The organism is Nocardia sp. NBC_01329 (assembly GCF_035956715.1).
Taxonomy (GTDB): Bacteria; Actinomycetota; Actinomycetes; order Mycobacteriales; family Mycobacteriaceae; genus Nocardia.
Map to the genome: position 1 here is coordinate 4,909,764 of NZ_CP108381.1, position 20,295 is coordinate 4,930,058.

The following is a 20,295-nucleotide window of genomic DNA, read 5'->3' on the forward strand; positions in this document are numbered from 1 at the left end:
GTCCGTCCGCTCCCCGCAGCACACCCCTGACTCAGGGCATGAGGGCCTCGGCCGACCCGGGCAGCAGCGAGACCGACTCCGACACCGGCACGTCCGGAGCTTCGACGAACGCCGTCAGCATCTGCCGAAGATACCGCGCGAATCCATCCACCGAGTCCTGGTCGTGCCGCTCGGCATCAGCGGATACGCCCACCCGCAGACCTCCCTCGGGCTCGGGTGTGAAGGCGAATACGAGCCGGTGTGCGGTATCGCGCGTTATTTCCAGCACGCGCACCGACACCTCGTCGCCGAGCCAGAACTGCGCGGGCCGCACGCGATCACCGAAATCCACCACCGCCCGGCACAGGTCGTACGGTGAACGGCCCGGACACACCGCGGCGGCGATACCATCGATCAGCATGTCCTGGCTGCCGTAGACCCCCAGCGCCGTGCCGCGCGCGCGATCGAGCACCGTACGCAGCGTCGGATCGCCGGACAGGTCGTGGCGCAGCACGACGGCTGCGGACAGGGGCCCCACCACATCGGCTACCGCGCGGTCGGCCCGACCGGAAACCGGTGCTCCGAGCGCGATATCGGCGCCCGCTCCCAGTGCGTGCAACAGTGCCGCCACCACAGCCTGGTACAGCATGTACTCCGAGGCCCCCACGGTCTCGGCGTGGGCGCGCAGCCGGCGTCGGAACGCGGTGGACACCGTGAACTCGTTCGAACGGACAGCGTCGGAGGCGGCATCGGCCGGTACCGCGGATTCCGGCAACCCGGTGAGCGCGGTGCGCCATTGCGCCAATTGCGGCCCGGACGACGCGGCGGTCGCGAGCTGCCACAGTGTGTAGTCGGCGTAATCGATCGCCGGCCTGGTCCACTGCGGCGCGGCGCCGGTCGCGGCCCGGCTCCGATAGGCCGTGGCCAGATCGGCGAGGACGATCCGCAGCGACCACTCGTCGGCCACCGATCGGTCGGACGTCAATTCGAGTACGTGCCGGTCCGCGCCGAGAACGAACAGTCGTGGGCGCAGCAGCGGTCCCGCCGCCCGGTCGAACGGGGCCGGTGGTGCCGACAGCGCTTCGGCCAGGTCGCCTTCCGCGATCGGGTCGGCCGGAATATCGGGCCGGAGTTCGGGAAGGACCACCTGCTGCCGCGACTCGCCCAGGCCGGCGACGACCGTCCGTAGAATCTCGTGCCGGGCGTACACATCGGCGAGAGCGCCGGTGAGCGCCGTGCGGTCGAGCGGGCCGTCCAAGCGCACCGTCAGCCGGGCCACGCTGTCGGAGCCGGCCGACGGAACCGCACGCTGGTTGAACGACAGCGGGATCCGTGCGGGCCGCGGACCGCGGCCCAGCTCGGGCCGTCCCGTTCCGATAACCGGTGTCGCGTCCACCAGCGCCGCCAGACCCGCCACTGTCGGGGTGTCGAAGACAACCCGCACATCGACCTCGACGCCGAACTCCGCGCGGATCAGCAACACCAATCGGTTTGCCAGCAGCGAGTGCCCGCCGAGTTCGAAGAACGAATTGTCGGCGCCGATACTTTCGCAGCCGAAGATCTCGCCGAACAACCCGGCCAGCCGTACTTCGGTGGAGGTGCTCGGCGGCCGTACCGCGCCGGTATCGAACCGGCGCGCCTCGGGAAGCGCCCGCCGGTCGAGTTTCCCGTGTTCGGTGAGCGGGATCTCCTCGATCACCGACCAGGCTGTGGGCAACATGTAGTCCGGCAGCGATTTCGCCGCGTAAGCCCTGACCTCGGCCACATCCACGGTGCCGGAGGCCGGCACCAGATAGGCGGCCAGACCTGTTCCGGTGGCCGGATCCTGGAACGCGACGACCGCGCATGCGCCGACGCCCGGATGCGCGGACAGCGCCGCCGCCACCTCACCCGTTTCGATCCGGTATCCCCGCACCTTGACCTGTTCGTCGGCACGCCCGACGAACTCGAGTTCACCGGAACCGTTGCGCCGGGCCAGATCACCGGTGCGGTACAGCCGCCGCCCCGGGTGGAAGGGGTCCGCGACGAACCGTTCGGCGGTAGGCCCGTACCGGTGCAGATAACCTCGGGCCAATTGCTCACCGCCGAGGTAGATCTCGCCGATTACACCATCCGCGACGAGCTGTAAACGGTCGTCCAGCAGGTAGACGTACACATTGCGGTTGGGAATGCCGACCGGTACGACGCGGGTGCCCTGAGGTCCGCGCACAGCCAGATGGGTGGCCGAGACCACGGCCTCGGTGGGCCCGTAATGATTGCGAAGTTCCGCGTCGAATACGCCGGCGAAGCGGTCGGCCACTTCACCGAGCAGGGCTTCCCCACCCACCGGGACCCGGCGCAACGCCCGCCATTCCGTCACTTCGGGCAGCATCAGGAAGGTGCTCAGCAGCGACGGCACCATGTGCAGCACGGTCACCCCGTGCCGGGCGATCAGATCCGAGACGTACGGAATATCGCGCAGTGCGTCCGGTTTCGGAATCACCAGACAGGCACCGAGGGTCAGCGTGACGAAGATATCGAGCAGCGACGCGTCGAAACTCACCGAGGAGGACTGCAGTAGCCGGTCCGCCGCGGTCATATCCCATTCCGCGGAGAATCCACGCAGGTGATCGGCTATCGCCGCGTGCGGTACCCCGACACCCTTGGGGGTACCCGTCGAACCCGACGTGTAGATGACGTAGGCCGAGTTCTCCGGACGCAGCGGCCGGACCCGCTCTTCGTCGCGGAGATCGTGGCCGGACAGCTCGGCAGCGGTCTCTTCGGCAGCGGCCAGTTCGACACAGCCGAGCAGCAGGCGCGGGCGGGCGTCGCTGTCCAAGAAGTCGATGCGTTTGTCCGGATAGGACGGGTCGATCGGCAGATAGGCGGCGCCTGCTTTCAGGACCGCCAGCGCGGCGACGACGAACTCCACGGAGTTGCCGATTCGCAGCGCGACGAGATCCTCTGTCCCGATTCCCTGTCCGGCCAGCCACCGAGCCAGCCGGTTGGCCCGCCTGTTCAGTTCGGCGTAGCTCAATTCGAGGCCGGCGTCGGGAGCGACCAGGGCCGCGGCGTCGGCAGCGCCGACGACTCGCTCCTCGACCAACGCGACAAGTGTCGTGGGTGTCTCGGGCACGAGTTCACCGTGCGACCGGGCGAGCAGTCCGGCCCGGCCACGGTCGCCGAAGAGATCCAGTTCGTCCAGCCGCGAACCCGGATCCGACAGTGCGCTGTCGAGCAACCACAGGTAGTGCTCGAGCAACTGCTCGACCAGCCACCGGTCCAGGTGATCGAGCCGGTAGTCGGCCTCCAGCCGCGGTGCGTCCGGGTCGAGCACCACGGTGACCCGTAGCGGCACCGGCGCGACCGGCGAGCCGAAGGTCTCCAGGGTCGCGGTGATACCGCCCAACTCGGGGACCGCGGCCGGTGCGCGCACCCCGAAACCGATGCGCGCCATACGTTCCAGCCCGTCCCGGGCGCCGGTGCGGTCGGGGTTCACCGCGTGGACCACCCGGTCGATTCCGATACGCCGATGCGCGAGACCCTCGGTGAAGGTGCCCGCGACCCCGGTGAGGAACTCCGTGAAGGTGGTTGCCGGGTCCGGCACGGCCCGGATCAGCAGCGTATTGCCGAAATAGCCGATCGCCGCGGCCGCCCGCGGCCCCCGAATGTCGACAGGTACTGCCACCAGGAAGTCGCCGGTGGCCGTATAGCGGTGGACCAGCGCGGCGAACGCGGCGAGCAGAACGGCCGTCTCGTCGACCCCGTGGGCGGCCGCGATATCACGGACCCGCTCCGGCAGCGAGCCGGGAAGCGGTGCCGACGACTGCGCGACGGTCGTCGTCTCGTACGTGCGCTGAGCGGGTCTGCCCGGAAGCTCCAATGCTTCTGGCAACGGGGACAGCGTCCGGCGCCAGTACTCGAGCCCCGCGCTCTCGGCATCGCTGTCGTCGAGAAGGTCGGCGAACCGGACCGGTGTCTCGTTACGAACGGTGTCGTTGTAACCCGCCGTCAACTCCGCGGCGAATATCGACGCCGATTCATCGTCCCAGCCGATCGCATGTACCACCAGCAGCAGCACGTTCTCCTCGGCACCGCACCGGATGAGCGTAGTTCGCAGTGGGGACTCACCGGCCAGATCAAAGGGGCGCGCCAGTTCGCGCCGGATCAGCACTTCGACTCGACGGCCCGCGGGTGCGGCGGCCAGCGCGGACAGATCGTGCTCGTGCCGGACGAAGGTCAGATCCGTGCGGACCAGCTGGTACGGCTCGCCGTCGGCGCCCAGCCCGTAGGTCGTGCGCAGGATCTCGTGCCGATCGACGATCGCTTCGACTGCCGTGCGGAGTCGTTCGACATCGAGCGGGCCTCGGAGCCGATAGACGAGAGGAATATTGAGGGCGGTGTCGTCGGGATCACGGTTCTGCCAGAACCACGCGCGCCGCTGCCCGTCGGACAGCGACCGATCCGGCACCGGGCCCGGCGTCGTCGGCACGTCCCCCGCGGCCTCCTGGTTCGCGTCGTTGACGATGATCGACATGATTCCCTTCGGCCCCTGATGATCCATTTCGATCCGGCCGGCCCGCGAGCACCGGCCGCGGCCGGATCATTCCGCCGCGTCGGTCAGATACCCGCCACGCCGGAAGAATTCGGCGCCGCTGTGTTCGGCGCCGTCGACGGTACGTACCCGGGTGACGAGCAATCCGTGGTTGTCACCGCGATAGGCGTCCGGCCCGCTCACCACCACGCCACCGCCCTCCTGCACGATGACCCGTCCGGGAGTGCCGCCGTACCGGGCCGATGACACACTCGACTCGAGCACCTCGATCCGTTCGCCGCGGTAGTGGCTGAACGCGCGCGGGTACGGCGCCGACAGTGCCCGGACGAAGCGCTCCAGCTCCGTGGCCGACCGATTCCAGTCGATGCGGCTGTCCCGATCGGAACGCTTGTGGAAGTAGGTACGTGCGGCTTTGTCCTGCGGCCGCCACTGCGCGGTCCCGGAAGCGAGTGCGTCCAGGGCTTCGTGAACCGCGCCGGGAATGAGTTCCATACCGGCGAGGACCAATTCGGTGCCGGTGGCCCGCGGCCCGATCGGCAGCGAATGCTGCACGAGGATATCGCCGGTGTCGAGTTGTTCGTCCATCCGATGCACCGTCAGGCCGAACTCGGAGGCGCCGCTGATCAGCGCCCACAGCACCGGAGAGAACCCGGTGAACTTCGGGAGCAGCGAATCGTGCAGGTTGAGCGTGCCGTAGGTGGGCATGTCGTACAACTCCGGCGGCATCCAGGTGTACCAGCTGTTGACCACGATGACATCCGGTTCGGTCCGCTTGACCAGATCGATCGTCTCGGCGTCGGCGCGTTCGGTCAGGTGGACCGGGATTCCGCACTCCCGTGCCAGCTCCTCCACCGAATCCGACCAGATCCCCTTATAGGAATCCTCGCTGGCGGGGTGGGTTACCGCGAGCACCACCTCGTGCTCGGAATCGATCAGCGCTTGCAGAGTCTTTCGTCCCCAGGTCTGGAACCCGAACGACACGATACGCATCAACGAACCTCATCTATAGGCGATACGGATAGAAGTAAGGGCAGGCTACCCTTCTTCATTGAACTTCAGTGGCTGGCGACCCGCTCCGGCACCACGGAAACCGCCCCCTGTACACCGGAGGCGGCGGGCGCCGCGGGGGCGCTCGCCAGAATCCGGTCCGAGAGTTCGCCCAGACAACTGAGATTCGGGAAACCGGGGCCCTGGGCGAGGCCCGCCACATTCGGCAGGTACAGCTTCGCGGGCAATCCGTCGACCGCCAGGTCGTATCCGATCGAACCTTCGATCCTGGCCTGCGTCACCGGACCACCGACAGCCAACTCGAACAGATCGGCCGCCTCCTCGTCGAACAGATCGAGGAACCACAGCGGCTGCCCGCCGGTCGCATCCACGACGAGATCGAAGGCATGCGCCTGGTCGAGCCGCGATTCGTTTCGCAGTGTGAGCGCGACCCCGTCACCCTCGTCGGCGACCCGCACGACCCGACCCTGCAGGTGATGAACCCGGTTGTCCGCGAGCAGGGTTTCCTGCACCCGGACCGAGAAGACACCCCGGTCGGTCCGCCGCACCACGTCGCGGCGTTCGGCAATGCTGAGCGCCCGCCATTTGGCGGGATCGCTGAACAGCGAGTTCTCGAAATAACTCTCACCCCGGGTGTAGATGGTGGCCGCGGGCGAGATCACCGAAACGGTCAGCACATCGTGGCGCACGAGTTCGTCCATGGCCGAGCCCGCCGTCTCACCGCCACCGATCACGGCCGCCCGCGAGGAGACCGGCAACTGCCGCCGACCGGCCAGATCCCAGAAATCCGCGATACTCAGGAGCTTCGGATGGTCGGCGAGCGCTCGCCCGCTGTCGCCCGGGCCGGTGATCATCAACCGATCCGCGCCGGTCTCGACCGCCGCACCCGCGGCATCGGCGACGGTGACCTGCCAGCCGGCCCCCTCGGCGCGGATGGATCGAACCCGGCCGCGGATCACCTCGACCCCCGATCTGCGCGCGACCCACTGTAGGTATTTCGCCCACAGGGTGTGCTCCGGGCTCGGCCTCCCCCGATCCACCCATTCGGCATACGTACCGCGATCGACCAGGAAGGCCGTCCAGCCGAAGGCCATCATGGCCTGGTCGACGGCGTGATTGTGACCGCGGGCCCAGGTCGAGTGATACGGGAAGCCGATATCCTTCTCCGGACTCGTCCCGAGCCGGTGCCTGCCGTCGGTCCAGCCACCGCTGGGCAGCCAGTTCCCGCCCACCGCATTCGGTTCCACCACGGTGACCTGCGGCGCGGGCAGTCCCAGTTCGCGCAGTACGTACGCTTTGGCCGCTACGGCCATGGCCTTGGGGCCCGCACCGACCACCAGAAGTCTGTCCACTGGTTCTCCCAACTTTCCCGGCAGTTCGTCGGCGTCGCCCGCACGTCGCGCGATGGCGATCACCGCACCGGGCCACTCGATCCACTCAGGTTCGCATAGGCTTACCTTACAACAGGGGGCGGCCTCATCCTCGAAATCGACGCGGCCCGATTCCCCCGCGCCGCAACAACGTCGGCCGAGCAACCGTCGGATCACCTTCCGCCACCGGGCTTCGCTCGAGCCCGCCCGGAGTCACGATTCGATGATGAGACGACCCTCAGAGGTCCACCAGCCCCGATGACCTGTCCGGAACAGACCGGCGGGCGGATCGTAGGGATCGTCGACGAACCTGTCGCGATCGCGACTCAGCGCGAACTCGGCCCCCAGCGCCCGCCCGCCCACATGGACATCACCGACCACTCCGGGCGCCACCAGGCGGCCCTCGTCGAGTAGCAGCACCTTGGCGCCGGGCACCGGCCGAGTCCAGGCGGTCGGCGCCAGCGGACCGCGCGACACCGCACCCAGGTATGCCGGGGCATGGAACGCGACTGTCGCCACGGCATCCGGCGACAAACAGCGCACCGCTTCCGGCAGCATCGACCCGCCGCCGGTACCGGCCAGGTCCCAACGTGCCACTGTCGGCAACCGATCCACGCCGTCCTCGACGAATCGAATCGGCAGTCCGGCCTCGGCCACCACCTGAGTCACCCCGTAGGTATCGATGAGGCCGGCCAGCGCGGCCGGATCCCGGCGCTGCGCGTCGGTCGGCACCACCACCGAGGCACCCGAGGACCAGGCCGCCAGCAGGTCGACGGTGTTCTGCGGGTCTCCCCAGGGCAGCGCCAGCAACCGGACATCGGCGGGTCGCATCGCCGGATCCACCCGGCGCGGCCGCCGGTCGGCGGCGATATTGCGCCGATCGGCGACGGCGACCGCGAGCGCATCGGCGCTCAGCAGCAGGCCACCGGTACCGAATCGACCGGCGCCCACCCGGGACGCGGTGACGAATTCGGCCAGCAATGCGGCGATTCCGCCCGGAGTGGGCCGCACGGACGATTCACGCACTCCCCCGGCGACACCGCGGCCGTCAAACAGATCGCCGTAGGTGACGACGTCACCGGCGCAGCGAGCCGCCACCCGGGTACCGGGCACCATATGGCCGTGCCTTATGACGGTAACCAGCGCGGAGACATCGTAGGGTTCGACACCCGTCGCCCATTCCCCGAGTATCCGTTCCCGCTCGACGGTCGTCGGACTCGGCACGACGAACGAGTCGATACCCCTGATTTCGTCGACGACGGTCATCAGTCACCTCCTGGCACCGCAGCGAGCCCGGTTTCGTCCACCGTCGCTCCCGCCGCACTGGTCGTCGGCTCGGTCGCCACCGCACCTCCAACCCCTTCGAATTAGGCTTACCTTACATCTCAAGAATCCGATTCTTTATACCGCCACCGGATATTCTCTTCTCGAGATTCGCTTAGGCTAAGCTAACACGTCTGCGCCGGGAGCGACGCATACCCCCGAAATTCGAGCACGCCGAACCGGGAGTATCCGATGCCGCAGCCGGGCCCGCCGCCCACGACGGATCCCGGCCGGTCGAATCCCGTTACACCGTAATATGTTCCAGACGCCAGCCACCGGCCCGAGCCCGCTCGTTCCAGAAATCGGCATAGCGCCCGCCGAGTTCCAGCAGTTCGGCATGGGTACCACGTTCCACGATCCGGCCACCGTCGAGGAACAGAATCTGATCGGCGTGCGCGACGGTGGCCAACCGGTGCGCCACGACGACCACGGTCTTGTCCCGGGTCACCTCGTGGACACCACGCACCACCACCGCCTCGTTGTGCGGATCCAGCGCGCTGGTTGCCTCGTCCAACAGCACGATCGGTGCGTCCTTGAGCAGCGCGCGGGCGATCGAAACCCGCTGCCGCTCACCGCCGGAGAGCAACGCTCCGCCCTCACCGACCGCGGATCCGTAACCGTCGGGCAGCCGTTCGGCGATCTCGTCCACCCGGGCCGTCTCCGCCGCCCGGCGCACCTCTTCGTCGGTGGCCGTGGGCCGGCCGATCCGGATGTTCTCGGCGACCGAGCGGTTGAACAGATACACGTTCTGGAACACCAGCGACAGCTGGCTCAGCAGCGTTGCCGACGGCTGCTTCCGCACATCGTGGCCACCCACCACCACTCGACCGGAATCCACGTCGTAGTAGCGGGCCACCAGCCGCAGCAGCGTGGTCTTACCCGCACCGCTGGGCCCGACCACCGCCGTGGTGGTACCCGCCGGCACGCTGAAGGTCAATTCGGACAGTACCGATTCGCCCGCGGGATATCCGAAGCTCACGTTCTCGAACTCGATATTCGGCGCACCCGGCGTCACCGGTTCATCCGCCTCCGGCAGTGTCGGTTCCGCCAGCAATTCGGTCACCCGATCGACCGATGCCGCCGCACCCCGGAGCCCGGTGCCCAGCTGCGCGGCCTGGTTCAGCGGCTCGATGAAGCGTGCGCTGACCGCGATGAGCGCGATCGCCACCGGGACCGATATAGACCCGCCGGTCACCCGGTTGACCACGATATAGGCGAGCACCATGAACACCGCCTGCACGCACAGCGAGAACACCATCAATCCGGGTACCGACGCGAACACCAGCCGAGTCGACGCTGCCTTCTGCTCCGACAGCGCCGTATCCAGCGCCCGGTTACCGGCGCCGACCGCGCCCAGCGACCGGAGCACCGGCTGCGCCTGCGCGAATTCGACCACGCGCGCATCGGCTTCGGCAGCGGCCGCATGTGCCCGACGATCCGCAGCGGCGTAGGAGCGGGCCGCCACGCTGTTCACCAGGAAGAGCAGCGGCGCGGCCAGCAGCATCGCCAATGAGATCCGCCAGTCGACGAACAGCATCCCCACCGCGACGCCGAGCGGCACCACGACGCTGTTGAGCACCTTGGCCACCAGATACGCGAAGGCCTGCTGGATCTCGCGCACGTTCTCGACCGTCAAACGGGACAGCGGCCCCGCGCCCCGGGTCTCGAACCAGCCCAGCGGCAGGGCGTTCAGATGATCACCGATCCGGGTCTGCAGATCACGCTGCATACCCACGGCGATTCGCAGCGCGAGAACATACTGCAGGTAGCCGAACACCGCCACGGCGGCGACGGCCGCGAGCATCAACAGCGCCCAGAACCACGCACGCGGCAGATCGTCACCGAACAGCGCTTCGAGCAGCGGTACCAGTAGCACGTAGGCGATTGCCTGGAACAATGCCTGCGCCACGATCGCGGCGAACATCCGCGGGGTCAGCGGCGCGGACTCGCGCGGGACCAGCGTGAGCAACTTCTCGATCATCGGATTTCCCCGCTCTCCACCGACTCGACCGCACCGAGCGCGGCCTCGTTGATCTCCCACAGCCGCTGGTAGGTCCCGCCCGCCACGCTCAACTGGGCATGGTCACCTTGTTCGACCAGGGTTCCGTTCTCCAACACCAGGATCCGGTCCACATTCGTGATGGTGTGCAGCCGATGCGCGATCACCAGGACAGTGCGGCCGGCCACCAATTCCGCCAGCGCGTCCTGTACCGCGGCCTCCGATTCCGGATCGGCGAAGGCCGTGGCCTCGTCCAGGACCAGCACCGCGGTATCGGCGAGCAGAACTCGCGCGATGGACAGTCGCTGCGCCTCGCCCCCGGAGAGACTGGCGTCCACCCCGATCTCCGAGTCGTAGCCGCGGGGAAGCGCGAGGATCCGATCGTGGATCCGAGCCGCCCGTGCCGCCACCTCCAGCGCCGCGTCGTCGGCATCGGGGCGGGCCAGGCGCAGATTCTCCCGGATGGATCCGCGGATGAGCCGGACATCCTGGAACACGAACCCGACCGTGCGATACAGCTCCTCGGTGCCGAAATCGCGGATATCGCGGCCGCCGATGGTGATCCGCCCGCTGTCGACGTCGTAGAAGCGGGGCAGCAGTTCGGCCAGTGTGGATTTACCCGCACCGCTGGGTCCGACGAGGGCCGTGAGAGTGCCCGGACGCAGTTCGAACTCGATATCGCGCAGAACACGATGGTCTTCGCGATAGCCGAACCCGACCCCCTCGAACCGGACCAGTCCGGGTTCCGTGCCGGAGGCCGTATCGCCCGCCGCCGCCGGAGCGCCCGCGCGCAGTTCCGGGGTGTGCTGGAGTTCGTGTAACCGCACCGCGGCCGCGCCGGCCGCACGCAATGCCTGTCCGCCGTAACCGAGCCCCAGCAGGGAACTGCCCACCCCGAGCCCGACCAGCAGGAACGGCAGCAGATCGAGCGGCTGTATCCAATCCGCGCCGACCGCACCGAGACCCGCGATCACGATCACCAGCATCACGAAAACCGGCGACAACGTGATATCGGAAACCGCCTGCAGTCGGACGAGCGGGGTCTTCCAGCGAGTGAACGCCGCGGTCTGGCCGTCCACCGCGGTCCGGAACTCGTGGTGCGCCTTCCCGGCCTGACCGAACGCGCGGACCACCTGGATACCGTCCACGAACTCGATGGTCGCCGCTTGGACGCGACGCTCCCAGCGGTTGTACACCGCGAGCCGGTCCCGGCCGGTCTGGTCCATCATCTTGCTCAGCGAGATCCCGTAGGCCAGCAGCGGAATCAGCAGGACCAGGGCGAGTCGCCAGTCCACGGCGAACAGATAGACCAGGGTCACCACCGGGACGACCACACCGCCGACGAAATCCAAACGCGCGTGCGCCACGAGATAGTGGAGCGCCTCGACGTCGTCCTGCAGATACTTCTTGACGTCACCGGAGGTGCGGTCGGTGAACCAGCCGAGCGGAACCCGGGTCAATTTGTCGGCGAGGGCCCGGCGCACCGACAACTGGAATCCGCCGTCCACATAATGCGACCAGCTCAACGCCGCGGCCTGCAGGATGCCGCGCACCGCCAGTACGATCGCGGCCGCCCAGAGCAGCGCCCAGACGCGGTCGGTATCGATCTGTTCGTCGAGCAGTTCGCGGCAGGCCTCCACGATGAGCACGAACGGTACAACGGTAGCGATCGCGGCCACCGCGACGAGCACGCTCGCGATCCGGAGCGCACCGTTCACCGGCGCGAGAATCTCCTTGCGCGCCAGCGCTTCCCGCTTCTTCTGCGCCTTCACCTGCGCGCGCGGGGGCCGGTTCCCCGTCTCCGCCGCAGGCAGCGGCGCGGCCTCCACAGTCATGTCCTCGCCTTCCGGCCGTCGTCCTGAATGGCCCTCATCTTCACACAGCAACCCCCGAAAAAGATAGGTAAGGCTAAGTTGCCCGGGGCGCCGCCGACCGCGCGATCGACATCGATCGCCGAACAGCACCCCCAACGCGGAGTTAGGTTAAGCTAACCTGCATGGGAAGAGGCAGTAACGGCGTAATCATGAAGATGTGGCGGGCCGACGACTATCGGCTGAAAGTCACCTCCACCGAGCGGATCACCGATGAATACATCCGCATCGGCTTCACCGCCGGTGGCCTGATGGAAGACCATCCGGTCCACCCCACCCAGTTCATCCGACTGTGGGTCCCCGAGCCGGACAGCGACAAACTGCACCAGCGCGGTTACACACTGATCGACCAGGACCCCGGCAACGACCACTTCTACATCGAGTTCGCCGTTCACAGCGGCCCGGCCGGACAATGGGCCGAACGCGCCCAGGTCGGCGACGAACTCGAGACCTCGGTCCTCGGCTCGAATTTCCAGCTACCCGCGGTCACGCCCAGCGAATATGTGATCTTCGGTGATCCCGCCTCCCTGCCCGCGATCAACACCCTGCTCGACGCCATCGGCGATACCCCGGCCCGGATCTGGCTGGAATGGCAGTACGACTCCGACCCCACCCTGCCGGTACGCAACAAACCGCACCACTCGGTGACCTGGGTACAGCGCATCGACGACGGCCGCGCCATGCGCGAACTGGCCGAGGAGCTCAGCGTCGGCCCGGATGCGTTCGCCTGGGCGGCCTGCGACGCGGCCACCACCCGCGCCATGGTGAAAACCTTCCGCACCACCCACGCCCTACCGAAAACGCAGATCAAGGCCCAGGGCTACTGGCGGTAGCCCCCGGCAGCTGCCAATGAGGCGGCCCGGTCCGGACTCGGCACGAATGGCATTGGTGAGCAGCGCAATTCCGATCACCGGAACTCAGGAAAGATAGTATAGCCTTGCCTAACAAAGCGGCGGGAGCGGAAGCGGCACCCGTCCGATGGGAGGAGCGAGTGCCATGTCGTTGATCGCCGATTCACCGGCCGCGGATCCGTCCGGCTCGATATATCCGCCGCGGCGGCCCGCAGCGGGTTCTACATCCGGGCACGCGCCCCGGCCCGAACACCCGGCGCTCGCGGCATGACCACCCGGGAAAGAGCAGAGGCGTCGGCGGAACCCGCGATCCAGGTCACCGAACTGGTCAAGACCTACGGCGCGGTATCCGCCCTGAAGGGCATCTCGTTCGAGGTGGCCCGCGGTGAGGTGCTCGGCCTCCTCGGACCCAACGGCAGTGGTAAAACCACCACCGTCACACTCCTGTCGACGCTGCAACGACCGACCTCGGGCAGCGCCCGTATCTGTGGCCGGGATGTGGTCACCGAGGCGGCGCGAGTGCGCGAACTGGTCTCACTCACCGGCCAATACGCCTCGCTGGACGAGGGACTCACCACGGTGGAGAACCTGTCGGTGTTCGGGCGGCTGACCGGCCTGCGTGGGCGCGCCCTGCACATCCGGATCGACGAACTCGTCGAACAGTTCGATCTGGGCTCGGCACGTGACCGGCGGGTCGGCGCGCTGTCTGGGGGTATGCAACGGCGGGTCGATATCGCGAGCGCGCTGGTCACCCGCCCCGAGGTGCTCTTCCTCGACGAGCCGACCACGGGCCTGGACCCGCGCAGCCGCGCAGCGGTCTGGGATACCGTCGCCGCGCTCCGCGGTGAAGGGATCACGGTGCTGCTGACGACCCAGTACCTGGAGGAGGCGGACCGTCTCGCCGATCACATCGTGATGCTGAACCAGGGTTCGGTCGTCGCGGCCGGGACGCCGGGCCGCCTCAAACAGCAGGTCGGCGCGGCCGTCTGCGAAGTGACCCTGGTCGAACGCGACGACACCGCCCGGGTACTCACCCTGCTCGACGGTCTGGAACTGGTCGAGGCGCCCGGCGAAGGGACCGCCTCCGGAGCTCAGGCGCACCCGCGGCTCGTGGTGCGGGCCCCGAACGGTATGTCCACCGTTTCCGGTGTGATCACCCGGCTCGAGAACGCGGGGATAGAAGTCGTCGATATCGGCCTCCGGCAGCCGTCGCTGGACGAGGTGTTGCTCCAGTTGACGGAGACACCACGATGACCACGACCACCGTCGAAACCACACCCCGCACCCGCTCCCAGGGCGGCCAGGGCGGTGCGGTGGCCCGGACCTCGGTGGGACCGGTCGCGGCCACCGCCACGCTGGCCCGCCAGAAAGTGCTGGCGGCATTCCGATCCGGCGATGTCGTCTTCGCCGTTCTCGGGCCGGTGGTCTTCTTCCTCTGCTTCTACGTGCCGCTACACCGCCAATTCGAACTCGGCGGAGCCGACTACGCCCAGTTCCTGACCCCGATCATCCTGTTGCAGGCCGGGCTGTTCACCGCGATCACCGCTACCGAGTCGGCCGGGCACGATGCGCGCGCCGGGGTGCACGAGCGCATGATGTCGCTGCCCATCCCGCGGGTCACACCGTTCCTCGGCCGGATGGCCTGGGTGGTCGTTCGCATGGTGCTGGCCCTGGCCGGTGGTCTGGCCATCGGCTACGCACTGGGATTCCGCTTCGAGGGATCGCTGTGGCACACGCTCGTTTTCATGGCACTCGTCGTCGTGTTCGGGCTGGCGCTGAGCATGCTCACCGACGCCATCGGCACGGTCGCCCGCAACTCGGTATCCATCGCGAGCATTCTGATGATCCCGCAACTGATCCTGGTGATGGCATCGACCGGTCTCGTTCCCGCCGAGGGTTTCCCGGACTGGGCGCAACCCTTCGTCCGGAACCAGCCACTGTCCGTTTTCGCCGGTACCCTCCGCGAATTGGCGACCGGGACCGGCATCGACCTCACCGCAGCCCTGGCGTGGTCCGCCGGGCTCCTCGCCGCGGGAGGCGCGGCCATAATCACAGCCGGCCGAGCACAGGTGAAACGATGAACACGACGATCACGACGCCCCGGATATGGCAGGCGCGACAGACCGTGCCGGGAGTGCGGCACTCCTTCGTCCAGGCGGGCGCGCTACTGCGCACCTGGTCCCGCGATCCCGGAATCGTGGTGCAATCACTGGTCTTTCCCGCCTTCATGCTGCTGATGTTCCAGTTGGTTCTCGGCAAGACCGTGACCTCGATGGGCGGCGGCGACAGCGTCTACGGCAATACCGGGCTGGTCGCTCTGGTCGGCGCGCTGTTCGGCACCCTCGCCACGGCGATCAGCCTGATCCACGAACGTGATACCGGCCTGCTGGCCCGGATGTGGACGCTGCCGGTCCCCCGGTCCGGCTTCATCGCCGGGCGCCTGATCGCCGAAGCCCTGCGCACCGGGATCGCCACCGTGGTCCTGTTCTGCGTCGCGGTACCGCTGGGATTCCGCCTCGAACACGGCATCGCCGCCGGTATCGGCGCCGTCCTCGTCCCGATGGTGTTCGCGATCGGTATCGCGGTACCCGTTATCGCGATGGCGACGGTGGCCTCGGGCAGGCAGGCCGTACAGCAGTTGGGTGGACTCTTCCTGCTGCTGCTGTTCTTCAACGGCGGCTTCGCACCCGTCTCCGAATACCCCGGCTGGTTGCAGCCGGTGGTCCGGCATCAGCCGATGAGCCCGGCCATCGATGCGGTCCGCGGGTTGACCGAGGGCGGCCCGGTGGCCGCACCGCTGGCCACCACCGTCGCCTGGACGGTCGGCCTGGTCGTGGTATTCGGCCCGGTGGCGGTACGCGGCTACCGCCGGGCAGCCGAACGCCGCTGACTCGCAACGGGAAAGGGACCCACGCCGAGACGAAGCGGCGCGGGTCCCTTCCGCATTGTCAGCTCGGGATCAAGCTCGCGGCCGAGGCCCGCCGTAGCTTCCCCGACGGGGTCTTCGGCAACGCGCCCTTGCGCACCACGGTGACCACGGCCGGTGCGATACCCACATCGTCGAAGACCGCGCGGGCGACCTCTTTCCGGATCCGTTCACATTCGTCCACATCATCGGCCGCATCGGATTCGGCGATGACCGCGATACCTTCCCGGGCCATACTCGGTAGCCGGACCGCGAGCGCGGCCACACTTCCGGGGCGTACACCGGCGATACCGACAGCGGCTCGCTCCACGACCACCGGTGAGATATTGCGGCCGGCGACGATGATGACGTCCTTCTTGCGCCCGGTCACCACGGCTTCACCGTTCTCGGTGAGATATCCGAGATCGCCGGTGGACAACCAGCCGTCGGCGTCCACGGCCGAGACGTATCCGTCCGGTCCGAGGTAGCGCGTGGTGACCGCGTCACCACGGACCAACAGCGTGCCGATACGGTCGGCGGGCAGCGCGACCCCGGACTCGTCGACGACCCTCAGTTCGATCCCGGGAACGGGAACCCCGAGTCGCATCAGAGTCCGTGATCGCGCGGCGGGCTCGCGCCCGATGATGCCGTCGCGCTCGGCCAGGTCCGCGTCGACGATATCCACGGAGTACATGGCGTCCGCCCCGGTGAACGACACCGCGAGTGTGGTCTCGGCCATCCCGTACGCGGGCATCAGCGATTCCGGTCGGAGCCCGAACCGCGCCGCTTCATCGATGAATTCTCGCAGCGTGCTCTCGTCCACAGCCTCCGCGCCGTTGACGCATACACGCAACGACGACAGGTCGTAGGCACCGTCGGCAGCCCGCCGCAGCCGCCGCGCGAGCACGGAATAGGCGAAATTCGGTGCCGCGGTGAAGGTGCCACGGAACCGGGTGATGAGTTCGGCCCAGGACAGCGGATTCTTCAGGAAGGCGAGCGGTGTGATGACAACCGTGGTCGCCTGCGCGAATATCGGTGTCATCAACAGGCCCACCATGCCCATATCGTGGTAAAGAGGCAGCCAGCTGACGGCTACATCATCGGGCCGGAAACCGGCCGCACTCACCATGGCCTGCTGGTTCCGGTGTAGATTCCGGTAGGAGATGGCCACCGCCTTCGGTACTCCCGTAGTCCCGGAGGTCAGCTGCAGAACGGCGATATCGTCTTCACCGGTCGGCACCGGTGCCTGTTCCGGCGCGGCGGTCAAGATCTCGTCGACCGGCACGATCACGACACCCAGATCCAGACCGCGCACGGCATCGGTGAACGGCTCCGCGACCACCAGCACCCGGGCGTCCAGCATCCGGATCACCGCGCGGGTGTCCTCGACCCAGGTTTCCAGGTTGGTGCGCGGCGTGGGCTGATGGAGCATCGTGAACGCCGCGCCCCGCATCCAGGTCGCCTGGACGAGCACTGCGACATCGGCGGCGCCGCCGGCGAGAATGGCGACGGAACTCCCGTGGTCGACGCCGGCCCGGGCCAGCCCCGCGGCTGCTTTCGCGGCCGTCGAGCGCACTTGCGCCCATGAGCGGAAGGTCAGATCCGCCGGATCGTCACCGCTCCAGAGACCGGTCGTCTCGGAAACGGGCTGTTCGAACAGCAATTGGGTGATTCTGCTCATCGGTACGTTCACTTTTCTTCCTGCAGAGCGGTTACCCGGAGCGAAGAGTCCTCCGGTTTCGCGGCCTCGTTCAACACCCGGTCGAACTGCGCCACGAAGGTTTCGGCGTAGCTGCCGGGGAGGGCCGCCGGGTCGGTGACGATGCCGAACGATGTCTTGTTCCCCAGGATCAGGACGGTCACCGAGAACGAGTAGCCCACCAGAGGCGAGATCGGGGTCAGTTCGGTGATCTTCTTCCCGAGCACGGAACGAATCCGCGAGAAGCCCGGATTGATCCCGATATGGATATCCGGGCTCATCCGCGCCATAGAGGCGTTGGCGAACGCGCGAGCCAGCGGCCACGGCAATTTCGGCAGATCATCGGTGGCGGCCAGTGCCAGTTCCGGCCGCCGGGCCTCGACGAGGGCCAGCTCCGATCGACACCGCTCGATCTGCCGAGTGAGGTCGGCCTCGTTTCCGGGCAAGTTCAGCAAGGAGACCAGAACCGCGTTCCCGGTGTGCCGGAATGCGGCGTCGTGAGTGACCGGAAGCGTGACCCGAATGGTTTCGGCCTGTGGCTTTCCCGTGTTCGGCGGAGCGAGACTGACGGTGCGTCCGACCGCGGCCAACAGGAACTCGTGGACAGTGGCGCCGTTGTGCTTCGCGATCCGCCGCAGCGTCCGGGTGGGAACACTGTGCAGCGCGACCTCGCGCCGGCCCGTACCGGTCAGCTCGGGCCAGCCGCGGCCGTTACGCCCCGCCTTCCACTGCTCGTCGAAGGCGGTCTTCGCTTCCTTCCGCATCGCCGGCTCGATCTCGCTGATCCGATAGCGCGGGCTCGTCGCGAATCGCTCGAACTCCGCGAGTTCATCGGCTGTTCCGTCAGCCAGCAGAGCGGCGAACGCCGCGCCGGCGATACCGTCGGACAGGCTGTGATGAACACGGAGCACGACGAACTGGGCGCCGGAACCGCGCGGCGTGAACAGGGTGATATCCCAGAACGGCGCGGAACGCGGTAGATGTGTCTCGTGCAGGGCCGCCAGGCGCTGTCGCAGGTCCGCGGGATCGGCGTACTCGGCGTACGCGACGTGCCGGTCGACGTCCACACTGTCGGCCAGCACCACTTGCGGTTTCCGCCACCGGCCGTCGCGGACCCCCGAGCGGAAGATATCGAATAGCGCGCCGCGCTCACGCACCCGCGCACGCACCTCCTCGACGGTCAGGTGCGGGCCGCCGGTATCCAGTTCCAGGACCATCGCCCAGTGCATCGGACGACTCTTCGTGTCCAGATGCAGGTAGGTGTGGTCCGGTGGTGCGAGCTCGGTGACAGTGGACGCGGTCGCGGCGCCCGTGCCGGCAGGACTGTTCATGAGTGATCCACCTGATTCTTCATAATCTTCTGGTAGCGCTCCCGATCAGGTTTCATCGCCGCCGCCACCAGCTCCCACAGCACTTCGTCGGCGCCACCGCCCACGCGTGCGAGTTTCATATCCCGCCACCAGCGCCCGATCGGGGTTTCACTCTCGAGGTAGCCGATACCGCCGAAGATGTGCAGACATTCCGAGGCCACCTCCTCGCCCAGATTCGCGGCCGTGACCTTCAACGCGGCGGCGGTGCGCAGATTGATCTTTCCGGCGCCGGCGACACCCGCCAGCGCGTAGCGCAGCAGATCGACCCGGGACTGCAGATCGGCCACCCGTAACCGCAGCGCCTGGTGGTCGTAGAGCCGCTGACCGAACTGGGTTCGATCCATCATGCGGGCCAGCGTCACGCCGAGCATCACGTCGCTGGCCGCGGCGATCTGGCCGGCCACCGATAGACGCTCATGGGCCAGACCCCAGCTGATCACCGCCAATCCCGTGCCCGCGCGGGCGACGAGGGCATCCGCCGGAACCCAGGTGTCGAAGGCCACCGGAGCGGTATCCAGCGGCCCGGCACCCAGCTTCTCGTACGGAGTGCCGATCGTCGCCTGGGCGGCGGGCACGGCGACGAGCGCCACATTGCCGGGGTCGGCGGTCGACCCGCCGGCAGCGCCTCTGCCGACGACGAGGATGTGATCGGCTATCGGGGAGAGCGAGACGAATTTCTTACGTCCCACCACCCGGTAGCCGCCGTCCTCCGGTTCGATGGTGGTCCGGGCGTTCTGCAGATCCGAGCCTCCGGACTCCTCGGAGGCCGCGATGCACAGCACCGCCTCGGTACGGATGGCCCGGTCGGCGAGGTCTCGGAGGAAATCGTTGCGCGCGAAGCGGCGCAGGATCGCGATCGCGGAATCGTGCAGGCTCACTCCCACACCGATACCCGCCGAATTGAGGGCGCCGAGCTGGAAGGCGAGGGCGAAATGCTCACCGAGGTCGGTGAGTTTGCGATCCGCCCATTTGCGTTCGAAGACGCCGGCCGCGCCCAGATGCTCCAGTAGGGCCCGAGGGAACTTCTTCTCGGTCTCGGCCTGTTCGGTCCACGCGACAACACGATCGTCGAACGCTCGGGCGAGCAGCTCGTCGTACGACTCGGCCTGCGTACCGATACTCACTGGGTGACGCCCTCGGCTTTCGACCGGATGAGGTCTTCCAGATCGCCCACCGACGCGGCGTCCGCCATCTCCCGGTCGGTCAGCTGGACACCGAGCCGCTCCTCGATGGCGACCACACCGATGGCAAAGGATACCGAATCGAGCCCGAGATCCTCGATGAGCAGCGATGATCGGGTCACGTCGGCGAGCGCCAGGTCGAGATCTTCTTCCAGAATACTGTTCAGTGCTGCGTGGATACGGTCGGACATCGGGAACTCCTAGG

General features: G+C 67.7%; 14 protein-coding genes. 4 read left to right on the forward strand and 10 right to left on the reverse strand.

Features of this window, described 5'->3' with window-relative positions:
- Positions 1-31: 31 nt before the first annotated feature.
- The 6 genes from OG405_RS22265 to OG405_RS22290 form a co-directional block, all read right to left on the reverse strand.
- Entirely contained in the window at positions 32-4,495 is a 4,464-nt protein-coding gene (locus OG405_RS22265) for an amino acid adenylation domain-containing protein (protein ID WP_327148402.1), read from the reverse strand.
- 66 nt (positions 4,496-4,561) lie between these two features.
- Complete coding sequence (locus tag OG405_RS22270; RefSeq protein WP_327148403.1) at positions 4,562-5,503, reverse strand: methionyl-tRNA formyltransferase; 942 nt, start codon at positions 5,501-5,503, stop codon at positions 4,562-4,564.
- Positions 5,504-5,568: 65 nt separating this feature from the next.
- Complete coding sequence (locus OG405_RS22275; protein WP_442790779.1) at positions 5,569-6,834, reverse strand: SidA/IucD/PvdA family monooxygenase; 1,266 nt, start codon at positions 6,832-6,834, stop codon at positions 5,569-5,571.
- A 270-nt stretch (positions 6,835-7,104) separates the two neighbouring features.
- Positions 7,105-8,157 (reverse strand): hypothetical protein, encoded by a 1,053-nt coding sequence (locus tag OG405_RS22280; RefSeq protein ID WP_327148405.1) that lies wholly within the window; start codon positions 8,155-8,157, stop codon positions 7,105-7,107.
- 301 nt (positions 8,158-8,458) lie between these two features.
- Positions 8,459-10,195, reverse strand: coding sequence for an ABC transporter ATP-binding protein (locus tag OG405_RS22285; protein ID WP_327148406.1), 1,737 nt, complete (start codon positions 10,193-10,195; stop codon positions 8,459-8,461).
- The gene (locus OG405_RS22290) at positions 10,192-12,048 is read right to left on the reverse strand and encodes an ABC transporter ATP-binding protein (protein WP_327148407.1); all 1,857 of its coding nucleotides are present in this window, start codon (positions 12,046-12,048) and stop codon (positions 10,192-10,194) included. The genes OG405_RS22285 and OG405_RS22290 overlap by 4 nt, the downstream gene beginning before the upstream one ends.
- A 161-nt stretch (positions 12,049-12,209) precedes the next feature.
- Between OG405_RS22290 and OG405_RS22295 the strand changes: the two genes are divergently transcribed.
- The 4 genes from OG405_RS22295 to OG405_RS22310 all read left to right on the forward strand — a co-directional run bounded on the left by OG405_RS22295 (position 12,210) and on the right by OG405_RS22310 (position 15,825).
- Positions 12,210-12,917: a siderophore-interacting protein gene (locus tag OG405_RS22295; protein WP_327148408.1), complete on the forward strand. Its 708-nt coding sequence runs from the start codon at positions 12,210-12,212 to the stop codon at positions 12,915-12,917.
- A 285-nt stretch (positions 12,918-13,202) separates the two neighbouring features.
- Entirely contained in the window at positions 13,203-14,189 is a 987-nt protein-coding gene (locus OG405_RS22300) for an ATP-binding cassette domain-containing protein (RefSeq protein WP_327148409.1), read from the forward strand.
- Entirely contained in the window at positions 14,186-15,016 is an 831-nt protein-coding gene (locus tag OG405_RS22305; RefSeq protein WP_327148410.1) for an ABC transporter permease, read from the forward strand. The genes OG405_RS22300 and OG405_RS22305 overlap by 4 nt, the downstream gene beginning before the upstream one ends.
- Positions 15,013-15,825, forward strand: a complete 813-nt coding sequence (locus OG405_RS22310; RefSeq protein WP_327148411.1) for an ABC transporter permease — start codon at positions 15,013-15,015, stop codon at positions 15,823-15,825. Before OG405_RS22305 ends, OG405_RS22310 begins: the two co-directional genes overlap by 4 nt.
- 58 nt (positions 15,826-15,883) lie before the next feature.
- On the opposite strand, the gene OG405_RS22315 is transcribed toward OG405_RS22310, so the two are convergent.
- Genes OG405_RS22315 through OG405_RS22330 form a run of 4 tightly spaced genes read right to left on the reverse strand, consistent with a single transcriptional unit; the run spans position 15,884 to position 20,281 of the window.
- Positions 15,884-17,521, reverse strand: coding sequence for a long-chain-fatty-acid--CoA ligase (locus OG405_RS22315; protein ID WP_327148412.1), 1,638 nt, complete (start codon positions 17,519-17,521; stop codon positions 15,884-15,886).
- 8 nt (positions 17,522-17,529) lie between these two features.
- A complete protein-coding gene (locus OG405_RS22320) occupies positions 17,530-18,870 on the reverse strand; it encodes a wax ester/triacylglycerol synthase domain-containing protein (protein WP_327148413.1) in 1,341 nt (446 codons plus the stop codon).
- Positions 18,867-20,033 (reverse strand): acyl-CoA dehydrogenase family protein, encoded by a 1,167-nt coding sequence (locus OG405_RS22325; RefSeq protein ID WP_327148414.1) that lies wholly within the window; start codon positions 20,031-20,033, stop codon positions 18,867-18,869. The genes OG405_RS22320 and OG405_RS22325 overlap by 4 nt, the downstream gene beginning before the upstream one ends.
- Positions 20,030-20,281: an acyl carrier protein gene (locus OG405_RS22330; protein ID WP_327148415.1), complete on the reverse strand. Its 252-nt coding sequence runs from the start codon at positions 20,279-20,281 to the stop codon at positions 20,030-20,032. Before OG405_RS22330 ends, OG405_RS22325 begins: the two co-directional genes overlap by 4 nt.
- Positions 20,282-20,295 lie beyond the last annotated feature (14 nt).